Origin of the sequence: Streptomyces sp. NPDC012827, assembly GCF_042900905.1 — a bacterium.
In the GTDB taxonomy this organism is placed as follows: Bacteria; Actinomycetota; Actinomycetes; order Streptomycetales; family Streptomycetaceae; genus Streptomyces; species Streptomyces gulbargensis.
Map to the genome: position 1 here is coordinate 45406 of NZ_JBIBBY010000003.1, position 18766 is coordinate 64171.

Consider the following 18766-nt stretch of genomic DNA (forward strand, 5'->3'; position numbering starts at 1 on the left):
GCCCGCTCCCCTGCCGGGGAGCGGGCCTTCGGCGTCGAGGGGGCCGGGTCAGACGACCTGGTGCAGCCAGCGGACCGGGGCGCCCTCGCCCGCGTACCGGAAGGGCTCCAGCTCGTCGTCCCAGGGCTTGCCGAGCAGCTTGGCGATCTCCGCCTCCAGCTGGGTCTCGCCCTGCGCGGCGCGGGCGAGGGCGGCCCGCAGCCGGTCCTCGGGGATCAGGATGTCGCCGTGCATGCCCGTGACGGCGTGGAAGATGCCCAGGTCGGGGGTGGCGCTGTAGCGCTCGCCCTCGGCGGTGGGGCAGGGCTCCGCGGTGACCTCGAAGCGGAGCATCTGCCAGCCGCGCAGCGCGGAGGCCAGCTTGGAGGCGGTGCCGGTCTCGCCCTGCCAGGAGAACTCGGCTCTCCAGGTGCCGGGGGACGCCGGCTGACGGATCCAGTCGAGCTGGACCCTCGCACCGAGGACGCCCGCCACCGCCCATTCGACGTGCGGGCACAGCGCGCGCGGTGCGGAGTGAACGTACAGAACTCCACGTGTCGTCACCGGGACCTCCAGTGTGGGACGAGGTTCGCCTTTCCCAGCGGCCTCGGTAAACAGCATCAGGCGCGAAGCTTCGCAAACCATCAAAATTAGGACAGCATGTGACGTGATGTAATTTACCGGAGCCGGTCGGCAAGGTGCCTCTGGTTCGACGGGGGAAAAGCTACCGTGCCGCACCGTCATCGGGGTGACGTACGGTCGGTCCGGGAGCGGGTGAACACGAAGCTTTCACCCACCAGGACGCCGGAGGAGGGGCCCTCGGATGCACGGCCGACGCCGTTTCCGCACCACCGCCGTCGCCGTCGCGGCGGTGACGCTGCTCGGCGCGGGCACGTCGGCCGGCTGCTCCGCCGGTGCCGAACGGCCGCCGGCGGCCACCGCCGCGCCCTCCACCGGTACGGCCCCGGCGCCCCGCGCGGCCTCCTCCGCCGCGGCCGCGCCCTCCACGCCGGTGGCGGCGCCCTGGCTAGGTTCCCCCGCCTCCGTGGCCGCCGTCGGGGACTCCGTCACGCGCGCCTACGACGCCTGCGGGGTGCTCTCCGACTGCCCGGAGGCCTCCTGGGCGACCGGGACGGACCCGGCCGTGAACAGCCTGGCGCTGCGGCTGCTCGGGCCCGGACGGGTGGCCACCCACAGCTGGAACCTGGCCCGGTCGGGCTCGCGGATGGTGGAGCTCCCCGAGCAGATGGCCCGCGCCGCCGCGCACCGGCCCGCCCTCGTGACGGTGATGACGGGCGCCAACGACGCCTGCCGGAAGACCCCCGATCTGATGACGCCCGTCGAGGACTTCCGCTTCTTCTTCGAGACGGCACTCGCCCGGCTCCGGGAGGAGTCCCCCGCGTCGCGGGTGTACGTGGCGAGTGTGCCGGATCTGATGCGGCTGTGGTCGACGGGCCGGCTCAGCCCGATGGCCCGCGAGGTGTGGAAGCTGGGCGTCTGCGGGTCGATGCTGGCGGCGCCGCAGGACGACAGCCCGGCGGCGGAGCGCCGCAGGGCCCGCGTCCAGGAGCGGGTACGGGCCTACAACGAGGTCCTGGCGGAGGTGTGCGCGAAGGACCGCCTCTGCCGGTACGACGGCGGGGCGGTCCACGCATTCCGTTTCGACGGCGGCCAGTTGAGCCCCTGGGACTGGTTCCACCCCAGCCGTGACGGCCAGGCGCGGCTGGCCGAGCTGGCGTACCGGCGGATCACGGCCGGCTAGAGCTTCAGGACCGCGGTCAGCCGGATGTCCGTGAGGGAGTGCGCGGCGAGCAGCCGGTAGGTGCCGGGCACCACCGTCCACGCGTGCCGCTCCTCGTCCCAGACCTCGTAGGCGCGGCGCGGCAGCGGGACGCTCGTCTCGACGGTCCGGCCGGGGGCGGCCTCGACGCTCGTGAAGGCGGCGAGCCAGCGCGCCGGGCGCTCGGCCGGGTCGTCCTCGGGCGCCAGGTAGAGCTGGACGGTCTCGCGGCCGGGGCGGTCGCCGGTGTTGGTGAGGCGGACGGTGGCGCGGTCCGGGGTGGCGTCGAGGGAGTCGTACGACCAGGTGGTGTAGCCGAGGCCGTGGCCGAAGGGGTACGCGGGGGCGGTGCCGGCCCGGTCCCAGGCGCGGTAGCCGATGAAGAGGCCCTCGCGGTAGGGGAGGGTCCCGCCGGTGGGGGTGACCTCGGTGACGGGGGCGTCGGCGAGGGTGGCGGGCCAGGTGGTGGGGAGCCGGCCGCCGGGCTCCACGGCGCCGGTGAGGACGTCGGCGAGGGCGGCGCCGCCCTCCTGACCGGGGAACCAGGTGAGCAGGATCGCGGCCACGTCCTCGCGCCACGGCATCTCCACGGGGGCGCCGGAGTTGACGACCACGACGGTGTTCGGGTTGGCGGCGGCGACGGCCCGGACGAGGTCGTCCTGGCGGCCCGGGAGGGCCAGGTCCCGGCGGTCGAAGCCCTCGGACTCGACGCGTTCGGTGGTGGCGACGACCACGACGGCGGTGTCGGCGGTGCGGGCGGCCTCGGCCGCTTCGGTGATCAGTTCGCCGGGGTCGCGGCGGGGACCGAGGTGGACGAGGGAGAACATGACCGCCGGGAGAGGGGCGGCGAACTCCTTGTCGAGGGTGTGCAGGAGGGACACGTCGACCGTCCCGCCCTCGGTGAGGGCGACGGTGCCGCGCTCGACCGGGGAGCCGAGGAAGGCCTCGAAGGGGTCGGTCTCGGGGCCCATGCCCTGGACGCCCTCGAAGAGGACGCGGCCGGCGACGGTGAGGGTGAAGGCGCCGAGTCCCCTGGTCCCGAAGGAGTGCGCACCGCTCTCGCGCGGGGTGAAGGTGCCGGTGATCTCGACGGAGGCGAGGTTCTCGTGGGTGACGCCGGCGGGCAGGTCGTCACCGATCCACTGGACCTGGCCGGTGGGCAGGCCGCCCTCGCCGATGACGGTGCCCGAGGCGTCGCGGCACACCGCGCGGAGGGTGAAGCCCGCCCCGGCCGGGGCGGGTTCGTCGCCCGGGTCGGCGCCGATCGAGAAGGTGAGCGTCCCCTCGGGGAGGGCGGCGGTGAGTCCGTCGAGCGGGGAGACCACGTGGTCGGGGAAGACCTGGGCGGAGCCGCCGCCGAGGACGCGGGCGTCGCGGGCGGCGGCGCCGCAGAGGGCGACGGTGGTGCCGGGTGCGAGCGGCAGGGCGTCGTTCTCGTTCCGTACGAGGACGAAACCACGGCGGGCGATCTCGCGGGCGAGGGCGGCACCGTCGACCGGGGCCGGGTGGGTGGTGACGGCCGGGGGGACGCCGTCGAGGGCGCCGACGCGTGCGGCGAGCCGCAGGACGTTCCGTACGGCCCTGTCGACGGTGGATTCGGGGACCTCGCCGGCCCGGACGGCGGCGGCGAGGGCCTCGCCGTGGACGGTGGCGGGGCCGGGCATGGCGACGTCGAGGCCGCCGGTGATGCCTCCGGCGGTGGAGCGGGCGGCCAGCCAGTCGGAGACGTTGACGCCGTCGAAGCCCCACTCCCCGCGCAGGACGCCGTCGACGAGAGGGCCGTGCTCCGTCATGGTCACGCCGTTGACCTGGTTGTAGGCGGTCATGAGGGCCCAGGGGCGGGCCTGCTCGACGATGGCTTCGAAGGGCGCGAGGTAGAGCTCGCGCAGTGGCCGCGGGGCGACCCGGTTGTCCACGGTGAAGCGGTCGGACTCGGCGTCGTTGGCGACGAAGTGTTTGACGGTGGCGGCGACGCCGCCGTCCTGGACGCCCAGGACGTAGCCGGTGCCGATCGCCCCGGTGAGGTGGGGGTCCTCGCTGTAGGCCTCGAAGTGGCGTCCGCCGAGCGGGGAGCGGTGGAGGTTGACGGTGGGGGCGAGGAGGACGTGGACGCCCTTGCGGCGGGCCTCCTGGGCGAGGAGGCGGCCGGCGCGGCGGGCGAGGCCGGGGTCCCAGGCGGCGGCGAGCGCGGTCGGCGAGGGCAGGGCGACGGAGGGGTCGTCGGCGGTCCAGCGGACGCCGCGGACGCCGACGGGTCCGTCGGACATGACCAGGGAGCGCAGTCCGATGCCGGGGACGGCGGGCAGGGACCACATGTCCTGCCCGGCGAGCAGCCGGGCCTTGGTGTCCAGGTCGAGCTTTCCCAGGGCGGCGTCGACGGCCGCCTCCCGCGCGGCTTCCGCCGCCGCGTCCGGCTCCTCCGCGTCCGCGGGGGCCCCTGTGTCGGTCCGCGCCATGGCCGTACCTCCTCGTCGACGTACCGGTGGCGTCATGGTGCACCCGGCGACCGGTGAACCGGTAGGCGATGAGACCTTTTCGTTACCTTCCGGGAGGGGAGTACGGTCCTGTCGACGGAGCTGCGAGAGGGGGCCGGGACGATGGTGCGGGCCAGGAGCGAGGAGCGGCGCGCGGAGATCCTGCGCGCCACGCTCGAAGTGATCGCCGAGCGGGGCTACCGGGGCGCCACCCTCGGGGCGGTGGCCGAGCGCGTCGGCCTGACCCAGCAGGGGCTGCTGCACTACTTCCCGACCAAGGACACGCTGCTCGTCGCCGTCCTGGCGGAGCGCGACCGCTGGGACACCAGCGGCGGGCCGGGGCGGGACGGCTGGCGGCTCGAACTGCTGGACTCGCTGGTCGAGTACAACGCGATGCGGCCGGGCATCGTGCAGACCTTCTCCGCGCTGCTCGGGGAGAGCGTGACGGACGGCCACCCGGCCCGGGAGTTCTTCACCGAGCGGTACGCGCAGGTGCGGGAGAACATGGCCCGGGTGCTGCGCCTGGAGTTCGGCGAGCGCCTGCCGGGCGGCCTGACCCCCGAGCGCGCCGCCCCTCTCCTGACGGCCGTGATGGACGGACTCCAGTACCAGTGGCTCCTGGACCCCTCGGCCGTCGACATGCCCGCCGCCTTCCGGGACTTCCTGGGGCTGCTGTACGGGAAGGGGCGCGGCGGACACGGGTGACGCGCCCCGGGGCGGGTCAGCGGACGACGGCGGCGAGGTCCTCCGCGAGGAGGGCCTGGTCGGCGGTCAGGGCGGCGTGGACGGCCTCCAGGAGCGGAAGCTCCGCCGCGGTGGCGCCGGTGGCGAGGGCGACGTCCTTGGCCGCGAGCGCGACCGGGAAGTACGAGCCGGTGGCGGTGGCCCGGGCGACCGCGCCCGCCAGGGGGCCCTGACCGAGCGTCCGCAGGGCCAGGTCCCGGGGCAGGGAGAGCGCTCCCGCGAGCGCGAGGGCCTCGCCGACCAGGGCGACCCCGCCGATCGCGGCGTTGATGAGGACCAGCTTGAGCGCGGCGCCGGTGCCGGGCCCGCCGCAGGCGGTGACCGTGCCGAGCCGCTCCAGGATCCCCGCGACCGGCGTGGTGTCGCCGCCGGCGAGGATGAGCAGGTCACCGGAGGCGGCCCGGTCGACGCTGCCCATCACCGGGGCGTCGATCAGGGTGACCCCGGTGGGGAGGCGGCCGGCGAGTTCGCGGACCGCCCCGGGGCCGATGGTGGAGGTGTCGACCCAGATCGTGCCCGGACGCAGCGCCGGCACGAAGGCGTCGGCGACGGCGAGGGCCGCGGCCGGGTCCGCCAGCATGGTCAGGACGACGTCGGCGTCCCGCACGGCCTCGGCGGGACCGGCGGCGCGGACGGCGCCCGCGGTGACCAGGTCGTCGGCCTTGTCGGCCGTACGGTTCCAGACGGTGAGGGCGTGTCCGGCGTCGAGCAGGCGACGGGCCATGGGCAGGCCCATGGAGCCGGTGCCGAGGAAGGCGATCCGCTGCGAAGAGGGCTGGTCGGTGGGGCCGTTGGTGGCGGTGAGGTCCATGCCCCCGACGCTAGGGCCGCCCCCGGCATGCCACCAGCGAATGTCTAGCATGACCGTCATGCCGTTCCCTCATGGCTTGTACGAGGTGTTCCTCGCCGTCGCCCGTGCCGGGTCGTTCACGGCCGCCGCCCAGGCGCTCGGCTACACGCAGTCGGCCGTCTCCCGGCAGGTCCAGGCGCTGGAGGCGGAGGTCGGCGCGGAGCTGTTCGAGCGGCTGCCGCGCGGGGTGCGGCTGAGCGAGGCGGGCCGGGTACTGCTCCCGCACGCCGAGGCCGTACGGGACCGGCTGTCCGCCGCGCGGGCCGAACTGGAGGCGCTGCGCACCCTGGACGGGGGGCTGCTGCGGCTCGGGGCCTTCTCCAGCGCGACCGCCGCCCTGGTCCCCCGGGCGCAGGCGGTGTTCCGGGAGCGGCACCCGGGTGTGGTGGTGACCCGGATCGAGGGGCCCTCGGTCAAGCACCTGGGGCTGGTCGGGGCCGGGGAGGAGGACCTGGCGGTGGTGAGCCCGCCGCCCGGCACTCCCCCGCCGCCGGGCGTGACGCTCCACCACCTGCTCGACGAGCCGATGCTCGTGGCCCTCGGCCGGGACCACCCGTGCGCGGGGCGGCCGGCGGTACGGCTCGCGGAGCTGGCGGAGGAGGAGTGGATCGTGGGGCGGGAGCGCCTGGAGGACACGCTGTTCCGGCCGGTGGTGGCCGCCGGTTTCCGCCCGCGTACGGGGCTCCTGGCGCACGACTGGATCGCCAAGCTGGGGGCGGTGGCCGCCGGGCTCGGGGTCACCCTGGTGCCGGCGCTCGCGGCGGCGGCGGTGCGGCCGGACGTGGCGCTGGTGGCGGTCGATCCCGGGGACGTGCCCTGCCGGGCGGTGCACGGGGCCGCGCCCGCGACGCCGACCGTGGCGGCGGGCGCCTTCCTCCAGCTGTTGCGGGTGACGGCGGCGGAGCTGTCCGCCGCCTGGCCCGCCCGCCCGGACAGCTGAGGACTCCACCCGCCCCTTCCCCCTCACCCCCGGGCGGGGGATGATGGCCGTCATGATCGTCGCCGCCACCCAGTTCGCCCCGGTCGCCGGGGACGTCCACGCCAACGTCCGTACGGTCGCGGGGCTCCTCCGGGAGGCCGGGGCGGCGGGGGCGCGGGTCGCCGTCTTCGCCGAGCTCTGCCTGACCGGCTACGAGCCGAGCCTGATCCGGGACGTCCCCCACCTGGTCCTCACCGAGGACGATCCCCGGCTCGACCCCGTACGGGAGGCGTGCCGCGCGGCCGGCATCGCGGCCGTGGTCAACGGGCCGGTGGCGGCCGGCGGCGCACGCCCCGGCATCACCACGCTGGTGATCGGCCCGGACGGCTCGCTCCTCACCCGCTACGACAAGCAGCACCTGTACGGGATCGAGGCGGAGGTCTTCGCGCCGGGCACCGCCGACGGGCGGTTCGTTCTCGACGGGGTCCGCTTCGCCCTGGCCACCTGCTACGACAACCGCTTCCCGGCCCTCGCGCGACGCGCGGCGGCCGACGACTGCGCGGTGTACCTGGCCAGTTCGGTGCTGGCGGCGGACAACGATTCCTTCGAGACGGTGTATCCGGTACGGGCCGGGGAGTTCGGCCTCACGGTGGTGCTGGGCAACGTCCTGGGGCCCAACGAGGACGGCACGGGCGGCGGACGGGCGGGCGCCTGGGGCCCGGACGGCGAGCGGATCGCGGACGCGGGCCCGGACAAGCCGGGGTTCGCGCTCGCCGCGGTGGCCTGAGGGGCGGAGCGGACCGGGTCACACGGTCGGCGGGTCACGCGGTCGGCGGGTTCCGCGGTAGGCCGGGCGGCGGGGAGCCGCCCGGCCTCGGTGTCAGGGGTCAGTCGTAGGAGAGGTCCCCGGCGGAGTAGCGGCAGGTGGTGCCGTCGGGACCGGTGCCGATCTCCTTGGGCTCCTTGCCGGTGTTGTTGCCGGTGAAGCGGACGCACGGCTTGATCTTCTTCTTGGCGTCCCCGTGGATCCGGACGTTCCGCAGGGTCGCGGTGTCGCCGTAGTTGGCGTTCACGCCGACGATCGACGTACCGGGGGCGGTGATGTCGACGTCGTTGACGAGGATCGTGCGGGGGTACTGCTTCTTGCAGTTGCCGCAGGAGCGGACCAGCTTGCCGAAGTCGGCGACCTGGAACTTGGTCACGACGAGCTTGCCGGCGCCGTTGAACTGGAAGACCTTGTCGGAGGCGCCGCGCGCGCCACCGCCGTACACCGCGTACACGGCCGACTTCGACGTGCCCTTGAAGCTGGCGGCGTCCTCACCGACGTTCTCCCACCAGACGTTCTGAAGGGTGCAGCTGCCCAGGCAGTGGACGCCGTCGGCCGCCGGGGTGCCGATGATCACGTTCTTGAGGACGGCGCCGTCCGCGAGGACGAACAGCGGCTTCTGGCTCTCGTCCTGCCCGTCCGAACCCAGCTCGCCGGTGCCGTGGAAGCGCTTGAGCTTGCCGTCGTAGGTCCCGGAGACCGGGATGGAGGCCGGGACCGGCTCGGTGCCCTTGGCGCGGGGCCAGGCGGCGGGCGCCGCCGCGGCCCGCGCCGTCGCCGGGGCCGCGCCCGTACCGGAGCCGCTGTGCGTGGCGGCGCCGGCCGGGGCCAGCAGGCTGGTGGTGAGCACGGCCGCGCCGGTGATGCCGAGGGCGCTCAGGGCGCCGGCGATCGCCCGCCGGCGCCCCGTCTTCCGCTTGTGGGAGGTCATCGCGTTTCTTACTTCCTCAGGTGGGGGATGTCGTGCACCCCCTGGTCGCCGCCGGAGGAGGAAAGGTTGCCGCCGTGCCGGTCGTTCTGCCGGGCGTGCGTGTCCCCGGGCTCGCCGGTGCGGCCCGCCCCGTCGGGGCCACCGGTCTCGCCGCGCAGGTCGCGGACCATGAGCGTGGCGCCGGCGACGGCTCCCGGCATCAGGAAGACGGCCACGAAGGGGACGAGGAAGGCGAGGGTCAGCGGCACGCCGAAGCCGAGGGTGGCGAGGCGGCGGCCGCGCAGCAGCGTGAGCCGTTCCTTCACCTCGACGCCCCGGCGCTGGAGCGCGACGGCGGTGAGCTCCTCGGCGAGGAAGAAGCCGGACACGCAGAAGCCGACGACGGGGACGACGGTCTGGCCGACGACGGGGATGAACCCGCAGGCGAACAGCAGCACACCGTAGAAGGCGACGCGCAGGACGATCCGCAGGCTGTCACGCGCCGAGATCCACAGTTCGCGCCAGAGGGGCAGCCCGGACTCGGGCACCTCACCGCCCTGGCTGCGGTCGACCTCCTCGGAGAGCGACTCGTAGAAGGGCTGGCCGACCAGGAGGGTCACGGCGGTGAAGGTGACGACGGCGAGGAAGAGGCCGAAGACGAACACCAGGGCGGTGAGGGTGCCCCGGAAGAAGCCCTGCCAGGGGGAGCCCCAGTCGTCGGCGAACGGGGTCGCCCAGGCGGCGAGGTCGTCGGCTCCGTAGCCGAGTCCGACGAGCGCGCCCGCGTAGAGGACGAGCGTCACCAGTCCGGGCAGCAGCCCGAATCCGAACCACCGTCCGTGCCGGCCGACCCACTTCTGGCCCTGTACCAGGTACTTGAAACCCACCCCGAGATCACGCATGGGGGTCACCCTATCCGGGGGCCCGCCGTGCGCCGGAACGGCGAAGGGCCGCACCCCGGTCGGTCGGGGTGCGGCCCTTCACCAGTCTGCCCGTCCGTGACTCAGACGGCGAGCTCGACCGTGATGTTGCCCCGGGTCGCCTTGGAGTACGGGCAGACCTGGTGCGCCTTCTCGATCAGGCTCTTGGCGGTCTCGGCGTCCACGTTGGGGATGGTCGCCGAGATCTTCACGATGAGGCCGAAACCGTCGTCGTTCTTGCCGATGCCGACCTCGGCGGTGACCGTCGAGCCGGAGATGTCGGCGTTCTCGTTGCGGGCCACGACGCCGAGCGCGCCCTGGAAGCAGGCGCTGTAGCCGGCCGCGAACAGCTGCTCGGGGTTGGTGCCCTCACCGGAGCCGCCCATCTCCTTGGGCGGGTTGACCACGACGTCGAGCTTGCCGTCGTCGGTGGCGACCCGGCCGTCACGGCCGTTCTCGGCGGTGGCCACGGCGGTGTAGAGGACGTCGGAACGGCTGATGGCAGTGCTGGACATACGGATGTCTTCCTTCTTCGGTTCGCCGCGACTCGCGCCCACGATCGCGGCGGCTGAGGGAAGACTAGCGGGTCAGTGTGACGATCATCTTTCCGGTGTTGTCGCCGCGGAGCAGACCGAGGAAGGCCTCCACGCCGTTCTCCACGCCCTCGACGAAGGTCTCGCGGTATTTGAGCTCGCCGGAACGGAGCCAGCCGCCGACCTCCTGCACGAAACGGTCCTGGAGGCCGTAGTGGTCGCCGACGAGGACGCCCTGGAGGCGCAGGCGCTTGCCGATGATCAGCGCCATGTTGCGCGGGCCGGGGACCGGCTCGGTGTCGTTGTACTGCGCGATCATGCCGCAGATGGCGGCGCGGCCGTGCACGTTGAGCGAGGAGATCGCGGCTTCGAGGTGCTCGCCGCCGACGTTGTCGAAGTAGACGTCGATGCCGTCCGGGGCGGCCTCGCGCAGCTGGTCCTTGACCGGGCCGTCCTTGTAGTTGAAGGCGGCGTCGAAGCCCAGCTCCTCCACGAGGAACTTGACCTTCTCGTCGGAGCCGGCCGAGCCGATCACCCGGGAGGCGCCCTTGAGCCTGGCGAGCTGGCCGACCTGGCTGCCCACGGCACCGGCGGCGCCGGAGACGAACACCGCGTCGCCCTCCTTGAAGGAGGCGGTCTCGAAGAGACCCGCGTAGGCGGTGAGGCCGGGCATGCCGAGCACGCCGAGGTAGGTGGAGAGCGGAGCGAGGTCCGGGTCGACCTTGGTGGCGTGCTGGGCGGGCACGTGGGCGTACTCGCGCCAGCCGAGGCCGTGCAGGACGTGGTCCCCGACGGCGAAGCCCTCGGCGTTGGAGGCGACGACCTCGCCGACCGCGCCGCCGTCCATGGGGTGGTCCAGCTTGAACGGCGGGACGTACGACTTCACGTCGTTCATCCGGCCGCGCATGTACGGGTCGACCGAGAAGTGCAGGTTGCGCACGAGGATGCGGCCCTCCGCGGGCTGTGGGACCGGGACCTCACGGAGGGCGAAGTCGGACGCGACGGGCCAGCCGTGGGGACGGGACACGAGGTGCCATTCGCGGCTGGTCGCGGGAAGTGCGGACATGAGCACGGCCTCCTGAGGGGAAAACTATTTCACTACCTGAAACAACCATGCTCCTGCATATTTCATGTTGTCAAGTATCCGGGTAGGATGCTTCCCATGGCCACCTCTCCCGCGGACCCGCTCACCCTCGAAGTCGTCGAACTGATCGGCACGGTCGTCGCGCGGTACCACCAGGAGTACGAGGAGGCCGCTGCCGCCCACGCCCTCACCGGCGCGCAGGCCCGCGTCCTCGGCCTGCTCACCCTGGAGCCCACGCCGATGCGGAAGATCGCCACGAAGCTCCGGTGCGAGCCGTCGAACGTCACGGGGATCATCGACCGTCTGGAATCCCGCGGCCTGGTCGAACGCCGCCCCGACCCGGCCGACCGCCGCGTGAAGGTCGCCGCCCCCACCGCCGAGGGCCTCGCGACCGCGCGCCGACTCCGCGAGTCCCTGCACTTCGCCCGCGAGCCCCTCGGCGAACTGACCGACGTCGAGCGCACCCTCCTGCGGGACCTCCTGAGACGGATGCTGGGCGAGAACGCGGCCGGCCACGCGGGGCGGGGAACCGACTAGAGCCTTTCGCCCGGTCTCGCGGCACCTGTGTCAGGCCCGTCGGCCTAGACGCACCACCACAGGAAGCGGGTGCACTCCGGTTCGCTCGGGGCCGGGGTGGGCGTGGAGGTCGGCGTCGCGGTCCTGGTGGGAGCGGGCGCGGTCGTGTCCCCCGGGGTCGGGGCCGGATCCCCGGGCGTCGAGGTCGACGTCGGGGTGCCCGGCCCGGTGGGCGTGGCCGGGGGCGGCGGGGTGACCGTCGGGGCGGTGGGGGACGGCGGTCCGGTGACCGCCGGCGACTCCTGGGGCGCGTCCCTGGCCCCCTCGCCCGTACCGGAGCCGGTTCCGGTACCGGAGCCCGTTCCCGTCCCCGTTCCCGCGCCCGGACCCGTCCCCGCGCCGGAATCCGCGCCTTCGGGGTCGGTGCCGTGGCCCGTGGCGGTGCCGGCGCTCACCTGGCGGGCGCGGGTGACCCCGGCACTCGGGGACTCGGTCACGGTGTCCGGACCGGAGCCGTCCGGCTGGGCGGGGGTGCCGGTGGGCTCCGGTTCCGGTACGGCCTCCGGGGAGGTCGCGACGGGCTGCTCCTCGCGTACGGCCGTGGCGGCGCCGCCGTCGTCCGGCTCGGCGAGGACCGTCTGCAGCACCGTCAGCGTCCCGGCGGCGAGCACCAGCCCGAGCGTGCCGACGAAGACCGTACGGCCCCGGCGACCGCCTCCCCGCCTCCCCCGGCGCGCCCCCTCCCGCGCGGCACGCCGGCCTCCGGGGGCACGGCGCGGCGGCGCGACGACGTCCAGTTCGTAGACGTGCTCGGGCGGCACGTCGAGGTCCGGGGCGCCCAGGTCCGGCACGGCGCGGTCCGGCACGGCGGACGCGGAGGGCGCGGCGGCGGCGCCGTACGGGGTGCCGTAGGAGCCGTACGGGCCGGGCGCGGCAGGCACGCCGGACGGGTGGGGGGCTTGCTGCCGCAGCTCCTGCGCGGGGGTCCCGCACCCGGCACAGGCGAGGGCCCCGTTCAGATGCCGTCGGCACGGGTGGCAGTAGTCCATGGGGCACGCAGGCTATGCGCCACGGTACGGCCACAGCGAGACGGGCAGGTGAGGATCCTGTGAGGAAACCCCAGGTCGGCGCGGGCTCGCCACGTACGTCCCGCTTCGCGAAAGAACGTTCCTTCACACCCTTCCTCCCGAAGGGCGCCCCGTCCGGGAGGGGACGGAGTCGGGGGCCGCAGGACGGACGCCGCAGCCCGGGCCGATGCCGGCGGGACCGGCCCGGCGCGGCGTCCGGAGGGCCCGGAGGCCCCGGGCGGCGCAGCCCAGCGCGCGCCGCGGGCGGGGCGGTCGCACGATGCGAGAAGGACCGCGCGGCAGTACCGCGCGTCCGCCCGCGCCCACCACGACCCCTCACCTCGCCCCGTGCCAGCACCGCACTCCGGAGGATCCGCCGTGACCGTCAGCCTGGAACAGTTGCGCCGTTGCCATGTCGCCGTCGACCTGGGAGCCGCCCGCACCCGGGTCTTCGTCAAGGGCGCCGGTCTCGTCGTCGACGAGCCGAGCGTCGCCGCAGTCAACACCCGCACCGGGGCGCTGATCGCCGTCGGCGCGCTGGCCGAGAAGATGACCGGCCGCACCCCCGACTACATCCGCGTCGTCCGCCCGGTCACCGGCGGCACCGTCGTGGACATCGAGATGGCGCAGCGGATGCTCCGCCACCTCCTCGGTGAGAAGCTGCGCCGGCAGCTGCGCCGCAAGCCCCGCCTCCGCGCCGCCGCCTGCACCCCGCACGACAGCGACCCCCTCGCCCAGCGCGCCGCCGTGGAGACCCTGGTGGGCCTCGGGGCGCGCCGGGTCGAGCTGGTCGACACGCTCATCGCGGCGGCCGTGGGCTGCGGCCTCCCGGTCGAACAGCCCACCGCCACCATGATCATGGTGTGCGGGGCGGCGACGACCCAGGTCGCGGTGCTCTCCCTCGGCGCGATCGTCACGGCCGAGCGCATCCCGGTCGGGGGCGACGCCATCGACCACGCCGTCATCCAGCACCTGCGCCACCACCACGAGCTGATGCTGCCGAGCCAGTCGGTGCGCCCGCTCCAACTCGCCCTGAGCGGCAACGGCCTGACAGCCCAGGGGCCGGCCTCCACCGAGATCCACGGCCGTGACGTGGCCACCGGCCTCGCCCGCTCCGTGACCGTGGACACCGCCGCCGTGCGGGAGGCGATCCACACTCCGCTGACGGCCGTGCTCGACGGCATCGGCAAGGTGCTGCGCGACTGCCCGCCGGACCTCGTGGCCGATCTCGCGGACCGCGGGATCATGATGGTGGGCGGCAGCGCGCTGCTGCCGGGGCTCGACCAGATGCTGCGCCAGGCGACCGGCATGCCGGTGCACATCGCCGAACGCCCGGACGTGTGCGCGGTCCTGGGGCTCGGCGCGATGCTGGAGGGCAAGATCCAGCCGATGGTGCTCGACCCGCTCACCGAGCGGGACCCGCTCTCGGAGGAGGCCTGAGCGCCGCCGGCGGGGCCGGAGCCGACCAGATCCTCCCCGACGGGTGATGCGTACGATCATGGGGCGATGACGACCGTGGACCGGGATCAGGGCCGGAATCAGGGCCGGGACCCGGACCGGGACGAGCGGGACCCGGCCCGCCTCCGTGACGGCCGGGACGAGGACGGCCCGGACGGCGGCGGCGCGGACGGGGACGGCGCGGACGGCGGCGGCGCGGACGGCGGCGGCGGCGCGGACGGCGGCGGCGCGGACGGCGGCGGCGGCGCGGACGGGGACGGCCCTGACGGGGACGCCTCCGGCGGCACCGACCCGTCCGGCGGCGCGGGACCCGGCCGGCTGCCCCGGCTGCTCGAAGCGGTCCTCGGCGTCGGCACGGACCTCGAACTGCGCGCCACCCTCCAGCACATCGTCGACTCGGCGACCGCGCTGACCGGGGCCCGCCACGGGGTGCTCGGGGTGATCGACCCCGAGCACCACCGCCTCACCGAACTCTTCACCTCCGGCGGGCCGGAGGAGGAGCGGCCCCGCCGCGACCGCCTCCCCGGCCGTCCCGGCGCCGCCGTCCCGGTCCTGTCCGGCGACGGCCCGTCCGTCCCGATCCGCGTGCACACCGAGGTCTTCGGCCACCTCCACCTCACCGGGAAGCCGGGAGGTTTCACCGCGGAGGACGCGGTGCTGCTGCGGGTCCTCGCCTCGCAGGCCGGCATCGCCATCGGCAACGCCCGGCTGTACGAGACGGCCCGGCAGCGGGAGCGCTGGATCGACGGGGCGGCGGCCGTGACCACGGCCCTGCTCACCGGGGAGACCGCCGAGAACGCCCTGACGACCGTGGCCGAGCGGGCCAGGGTCCTCGCCGGGGCCGAGGCCGGCGTGGTCCTCCAGCCCACCGGCGAGGGAGGGATGGAGATCGTCGCCGCCTCGACGACCGGGGACCCCGGCGACCTGGTGGGGACGACCATCGCGCCCGGCTCCCCCGTCCTGGTCCAGCTGCTCGGCGGGGAACCGGTCTTCGTGGAGGACTCGGCGACCGACCCGCGCATGACCACGCGCGTACGGACCCGCTTCGGGCCCTCGATGATGCTGCCGCTGCGCAGCGGCGGCAAGCTCATCGGCACCCTCGCCCTGCCCCGGCGGCGCGGCGGCCCGCCCTACACGGCGGTGGACCGGCTGCTCGCCTCGCAGTTCGCCTCGCAGGCGGCCCTGGCGCTGGTCCTCGCGGACGCCCGGCACGACCGCGAACGGCTCGCCGTCTTCGAGGACCGCGACCGGATCGCCCGTGACCTGCACGATCTGGTGGTCCAGCGGCTGTTCGCCACCGAGATGATGCTGGAGTCGACCCGGCGGCGGGCGGCCGCGTCCTCCGAGGAGAGCGCGCTGCTCGGCCGGGCCGTGGACGAACTGGACTCCACGATCCAGGAGGTGCGGACGACGATCTTCGCGCTCCAGCAGCCGCCGGCCGACGCACCGACCTCCTTCAGGGGGCAGGTGCTGCGGGAGACCGGCGGCGCGGCGGCCCTGCTCGGTTTCCAGCCGTCCGTCCACTTCTCCGGCGCGGTCGACACCCTCGTCGACGAGCCGGCGGCCGCGAAGCTGCTCGGCGTCCTGCGCGGGGCGCTCGCGGCGGCCCACCGCAGGCCGGGGGTCGGCGCGATCACGGTCGAGGTGGGGGTCGGGCCGGTGCCGTGGGCCGGTTCCGCCCCGGGCTCCGGACACGCGGGCCCGGACGGTGCCTGGCTGCGGGTCGCGGACGACGGGGAACCCCCGACGACGGTCACCTGGCCGGGGCGGGCGGAGGCGTAGGAGCGGCGGGGGCCCGGCCCGTCCCCGTACGGAGCAGTCCGGCGCGCCTCCCGCCGTGTACCGATCTTGACTGGAGGGGTGAACTCCGACGCGCAGAGCCCGACCACGGCGGCCTACCGCAACCTGGCGGTGGCCACCGTCGGCTTCACCCTCACCTTCTGGGCGTGGGACCTCGTCGCGCCCCTCGCCGGCTGGTACGGCGACCGGCTGGACCTCAGCTCCTTCCAGCAGTCGCTGCTCGTGGCGGTGCCCGTCCTGGTCGGCTCGGTGGGCCGCATCCCGGCCGGCGCGCTGACCGACCGCTACGGGGCGAGGGTGATGTTCCCGCTCGTCGCCGCGCTCACGATCGTCCCGGTGCTGCTCCTGACGGTGGTCAAGGACAGTTACGGCCTGCTGCTCGTCGTCGGTTTCCTCCTCGGCCTGGGCGGCACGACCTTCGCGATCGGCATCCCCCTGGTCAACTCGTGGTTCCCGCCCGCCAAACGGGGTCTGGCGCTCGGCGTCTTCGGCATGGGCATGGGCGGGGTGGCGCTGTCGGGCTACTTCACGCCCCGGATCGCCGCGCACGGCGAGAACCTGCCGTTCCTCGTGGTGGCCGTGGCGCTCGCCGCGTACGCGGTCCTCGCCGCGTTCCTCCTCACCGACCGCCCGGACCGGCCGGTCCCCGCCGCCTCCCTCGCGACGCGGCTCGGTACGGCGGGACGGCTGCGGGTGACGTGGGAGCTGTCGGCGCTGTACGCGGTCGGCTTCGGCGGCATCGTCGCGTTCGGCGTCTACCTCCCCACGTACCTGAAGACCTGGTACGGCCTGGACCCGACCGACGCGGGCACCAAGGCGGCGGGGTTCGCCCTCGTCACGGTCGTCTTCCGGCCGATCGGCGGCTGGCTGTCGGACCGGGCGCACCCGGCGCTCGTGACGGCGTACGCGCTGGGCGCGGTCGCGCTCCTCGCGATCGTCCAGGCCTTCGACCCGCGGCTGGATCCGGTGGGCACGGTCGCCCTGCTGTGCATGGCCGCCGGGCTCGGCACGGCGAGCGGTTCGGTCTTCGCGCTCGTCTCGCAGGTCACCCCGCAGGCGCAGGTCGGCAGTGTGACCGGCATCGTCGGGGCCATGGGCGGCCTCGGTGGCTTCCTGCCGCCGCTGGTCATGGGCGCGATCTACAGCGCCAAGGACTCGTACTCGATCGGCTTCATGCTCCTGTCCGACCTGGCCCTCGCGGGCTGTGTGTACGCCTACGGGCGGATGCGCGGCCTCCGCACGGGAGGCGGCGAGCCGGCGCGGGACGCGAAGGAGAGCACGGCCGCCCGTCCCTGAGGGGCCCGGCGGCGGCCGCCGGCCGTCGCGTGTCCGGCCCCGGGATTCCGGTTCCTCCCCGCCCCGGGCCCCGCCCACCGGCAGAATGCCTCACGTCAGCCCTCGTCCCCGACCCGAGGAGTACGACCGGTGAGTGCGCTCGTCCCGGCCCTTGCGGCCCCGTCCGACCGGCCCGCGCTCCGGTGCGGCCCGGAGAGCCTGACGTACGCCGAACTGGCCCGGACCGCCGGTGACCTGGCCGCCCGGATCGCGGGGTTCGAGCGGGTCGCCGTCTGGGCGACGCCGACCGCCCGGACGGCGGTGGCGGTCGTGGCCGCCCTCCTCGCGGGCGTACCGGCCGTTCCTCTCAATCCGCGCACCGGTGAACGCGAACTGGCCCACATCCTCGGCGACAGCGCGCCGGGGGCGGTCCTCGCGGGTGCGGACGACGCCCTTCCGCCGGGCCTGGCGGCACTCCCCCGCGTCGACGTGCCGGCCGGCGCGCCGGCCCCGCGGGCTCCCGGGGCGGCCCCCCGCCCCGGCCGGGACACGATCGACCCGGAGGCGACCGCCCTGATCGTCTACACCTCCGGCACCACCGGCCCGCCCAAGGGCGTCCTGCTCTCGCGCCGGGCCGTCGCCGCCTCCCTCGACGCGCTCGCCGAGGCCTGGGACTGGACCGAGCGGGACGTCCTGGTGCACGCCCTGCCCCTCTTCCACGTGCACGGGCTCGTCCTCGGGATCCTCGGCCCGCTGCGGCGCGGGGGCGAGATCCGGCACCTCGGGACGTTCTCCGTGGAGGGCGTGGCCCGGGAACTGGGCGCCGGGGGCGGCACGATGCTGTTCGGTGTCCCGACGATGTACCACCGCCTCGCGGACGCGCTGCCCCACGACCCGGCCCTGGTGAAGGCGCTGGCGGACGCGCGGCTGCTGGTCTCCGGGTCGGCGGCTCTCCCGGTGCGCGACCACGAGCGGATCACGGCGGCGACGGGGCGGGCGGTGGTGGAGCGGTACGGGATGTCGGAGACGCTCATGAACACGAGCGTGCGCCCGGGACCGGAGCCGTGCCCCGGGACCGTCGGGACGCCGCTCCCGGGCGTGGAGCTGCGGCTCGTGGAGGAGGACGGCACGGTCCTCGGGGCGTACGACGGGGAGACGGTCGGTGAGGTGCAGGTGCGCGGCCCGAACCTGTTCTCCGGGTACCTGAACCGGCCGGAGGCGACGGCCGCGGCCTTCGACGGCGACTGGTTCCGCACCGGGGACATGGCGGTCCGCGAAGCCGACGGAACGATTCGCCTGGTGGGCCGCAAGGCGACCGACCTCATCAAGAGCGGCGGCTACAAGATCGGGGCGGGGGAGATAGAGAACGCGCTCCTCGACCACCCGGGCGTGCGCGAGGCGGCCGTCACGGGCGAGCCGGACCCCGACCTCGGCGAGCGGATCGTGGCCTGGGTGGTTCCGGCGGACGCCGCGGCGCCGCCGGCCGCAGCGGCGCTCGCGGACCACGTGGCCCGGCTGCTCGCCCCGCACAAGCGGCCCCGGACCGTCCGGTACCTGGACGCGCTGCCCCGCAACGACCTCGGCAAGATCCTCAAGAAGCGGTTGCCGGCCGACTGAACGCCGGGCGGGGC

At 74.8% G+C, this 18766-nt stretch carries 17 protein-coding genes; 9 read left to right on the top strand and 8 right to left on the bottom strand.

All coding sequences use genetic code 11. The annotated features are described in order from the left end of the window. Window positions 1-48: 48 nt before the first annotated feature. Window positions 49-543 (bottom strand): DUF3145 domain-containing protein, encoded by a 495-nt coding sequence (locus ACFY60_RS06765; RefSeq protein ID WP_345283581.1) that lies wholly within the window; start codon window positions 541-543, stop codon window positions 49-51. 259 nt (window positions 544-802) lie between these two features. Here ACFY60_RS06765 and ACFY60_RS06770 point away from each other — a divergent pair, with 259 nt between their 5' ends. Then, entirely contained in the window at window positions 803-1741 is a 939-nt protein-coding gene (locus ACFY60_RS06770) for an SGNH/GDSL hydrolase family protein (protein WP_388608385.1), read from the top strand. Here the strand turns inward: ACFY60_RS06770 and ACFY60_RS06775 are convergent. Then, window positions 1738-4215, bottom strand: a complete 2478-nt coding sequence (locus tag ACFY60_RS06775; protein WP_388608387.1) for a glycoside hydrolase family 3 protein — start codon at window positions 4213-4215, stop codon at window positions 1738-1740. The two genes, ACFY60_RS06770 and ACFY60_RS06775, sit on opposite strands and share 4 nt — an antisense overlap. A 141-nt stretch (window positions 4216-4356) precedes the next feature. On the opposite strand from ACFY60_RS06775, the gene ACFY60_RS06780 reads away from it, so the two are divergent. After that, window positions 4357-4938, top strand: coding sequence for a TetR/AcrR family transcriptional regulator (locus ACFY60_RS06780; protein WP_388608390.1), 582 nt, complete (start codon window positions 4357-4359; stop codon window positions 4936-4938). Between the two features lie 16 nt (window positions 4939-4954). On the opposite strand, the gene ACFY60_RS06785 is transcribed toward ACFY60_RS06780, so the two are convergent. Next, window positions 4955-5788, bottom strand: a complete 834-nt coding sequence (locus tag ACFY60_RS06785; protein ID WP_388608391.1) for an NAD(P)-dependent oxidoreductase — start codon at window positions 5786-5788, stop codon at window positions 4955-4957. A 58-nt stretch (window positions 5789-5846) separates the two neighbouring features. Between ACFY60_RS06785 and ACFY60_RS06790 the strand changes: the two genes are divergently transcribed. Both ACFY60_RS06790 and ACFY60_RS06795 read left to right on the top strand, forming a co-directional pair. Continuing rightward, window positions 5847-6767, top strand: coding sequence for a LysR family transcriptional regulator (locus ACFY60_RS06790; RefSeq protein ID WP_388608393.1), 921 nt, complete (start codon window positions 5847-5849; stop codon window positions 6765-6767). Between the two features lie 52 nt (window positions 6768-6819). Then, a complete protein-coding gene (locus ACFY60_RS06795; protein ID WP_388608395.1) occupies window positions 6820-7533 on the top strand; it encodes a carbon-nitrogen hydrolase family protein in 714 nt (237 codons plus the stop codon). Window positions 7534-7633: 100 nt separating this feature from the next. On the opposite strand, the gene ACFY60_RS06800 is transcribed toward ACFY60_RS06795, so the two are convergent. The 4 genes from ACFY60_RS06800 to ACFY60_RS06815 form a co-directional block, all read right to left on the bottom strand. Then, a complete protein-coding gene (locus ACFY60_RS06800) occupies window positions 7634-8503 on the bottom strand; it encodes a pectate lyase (protein WP_388608397.1) in 870 nt (289 codons plus the stop codon). Between the two features lie 8 nt (window positions 8504-8511). Continuing rightward, complete coding sequence (locus ACFY60_RS06805) at window positions 8512-9384, bottom strand: EI24 domain-containing protein (RefSeq protein ID WP_388608399.1); 873 nt, start codon at window positions 9382-9384, stop codon at window positions 8512-8514. A gap of 101 nt (window positions 9385-9485) precedes the next feature. Next, window positions 9486-9917 (bottom strand): organic hydroperoxide resistance protein, encoded by a 432-nt coding sequence (locus ACFY60_RS06810; RefSeq protein ID WP_345283565.1) that lies wholly within the window; start codon window positions 9915-9917, stop codon window positions 9486-9488. Between the two features lie 64 nt (window positions 9918-9981). Next, window positions 9982-11001 (bottom strand): NADP-dependent oxidoreductase, encoded by a 1020-nt coding sequence (locus tag ACFY60_RS06815; protein WP_388608401.1) that lies wholly within the window; start codon window positions 10999-11001, stop codon window positions 9982-9984. Window positions 11002-11097: 96 nt separating this feature from the next. Here ACFY60_RS06815 and ACFY60_RS06820 point away from each other — a divergent pair, with 96 nt between their 5' ends. Continuing rightward, the gene (locus tag ACFY60_RS06820) at window positions 11098-11556 is read left to right on the top strand and encodes a MarR family winged helix-turn-helix transcriptional regulator (RefSeq protein WP_388608403.1); all 459 of its coding nucleotides are present in this window, start codon (window positions 11098-11100) and stop codon (window positions 11554-11556) included. A gap of 44 nt (window positions 11557-11600) precedes the next feature. On the opposite strand, the gene ACFY60_RS06825 is transcribed toward ACFY60_RS06820, so the two are convergent. Beyond that, window positions 11601-12476 (bottom strand): hypothetical protein, encoded by an 876-nt coding sequence (locus ACFY60_RS06825; RefSeq protein WP_388608405.1) that lies wholly within the window; start codon window positions 12474-12476, stop codon window positions 11601-11603. A 504-nt stretch (window positions 12477-12980) separates the two neighbouring features. On the opposite strand from ACFY60_RS06825, the gene ACFY60_RS06830 reads away from it, so the two are divergent. The 4 genes from ACFY60_RS06830 to ACFY60_RS06845 all read left to right on the top strand — a co-directional run bounded on the left by ACFY60_RS06830 (window position 12981) and on the right by ACFY60_RS06845 (window position 18752). Then, window positions 12981-14042 carry a rod shape-determining protein gene (locus tag ACFY60_RS06830; protein WP_388608407.1) on the top strand — a complete coding sequence of 354 codons (1062 nt, stop codon included), beginning with the start codon at window positions 12981-12983 and terminating at the stop codon, window positions 14040-14042. A 66-nt stretch (window positions 14043-14108) separates the two neighbouring features. Beyond that, entirely contained in the window at window positions 14109-15842 is a 1734-nt protein-coding gene (locus ACFY60_RS06835; protein ID WP_388608409.1) for a GAF domain-containing protein, read from the top strand. A 78-nt stretch (window positions 15843-15920) separates the two neighbouring features. Beyond that, window positions 15921-17156, top strand: a complete 1236-nt coding sequence (locus ACFY60_RS06840) for a nitrate/nitrite transporter (protein ID WP_388608412.1) — start codon at window positions 15921-15923, stop codon at window positions 17154-17156. Between the two features lie 129 nt (window positions 17157-17285). Then, window positions 17286-18752, top strand: a complete 1467-nt coding sequence (locus ACFY60_RS06845) for an acyl-CoA synthetase (protein WP_388608415.1) — start codon at window positions 17286-17288, stop codon at window positions 18750-18752. Window positions 18753-18766 lie beyond the last annotated feature (14 nt).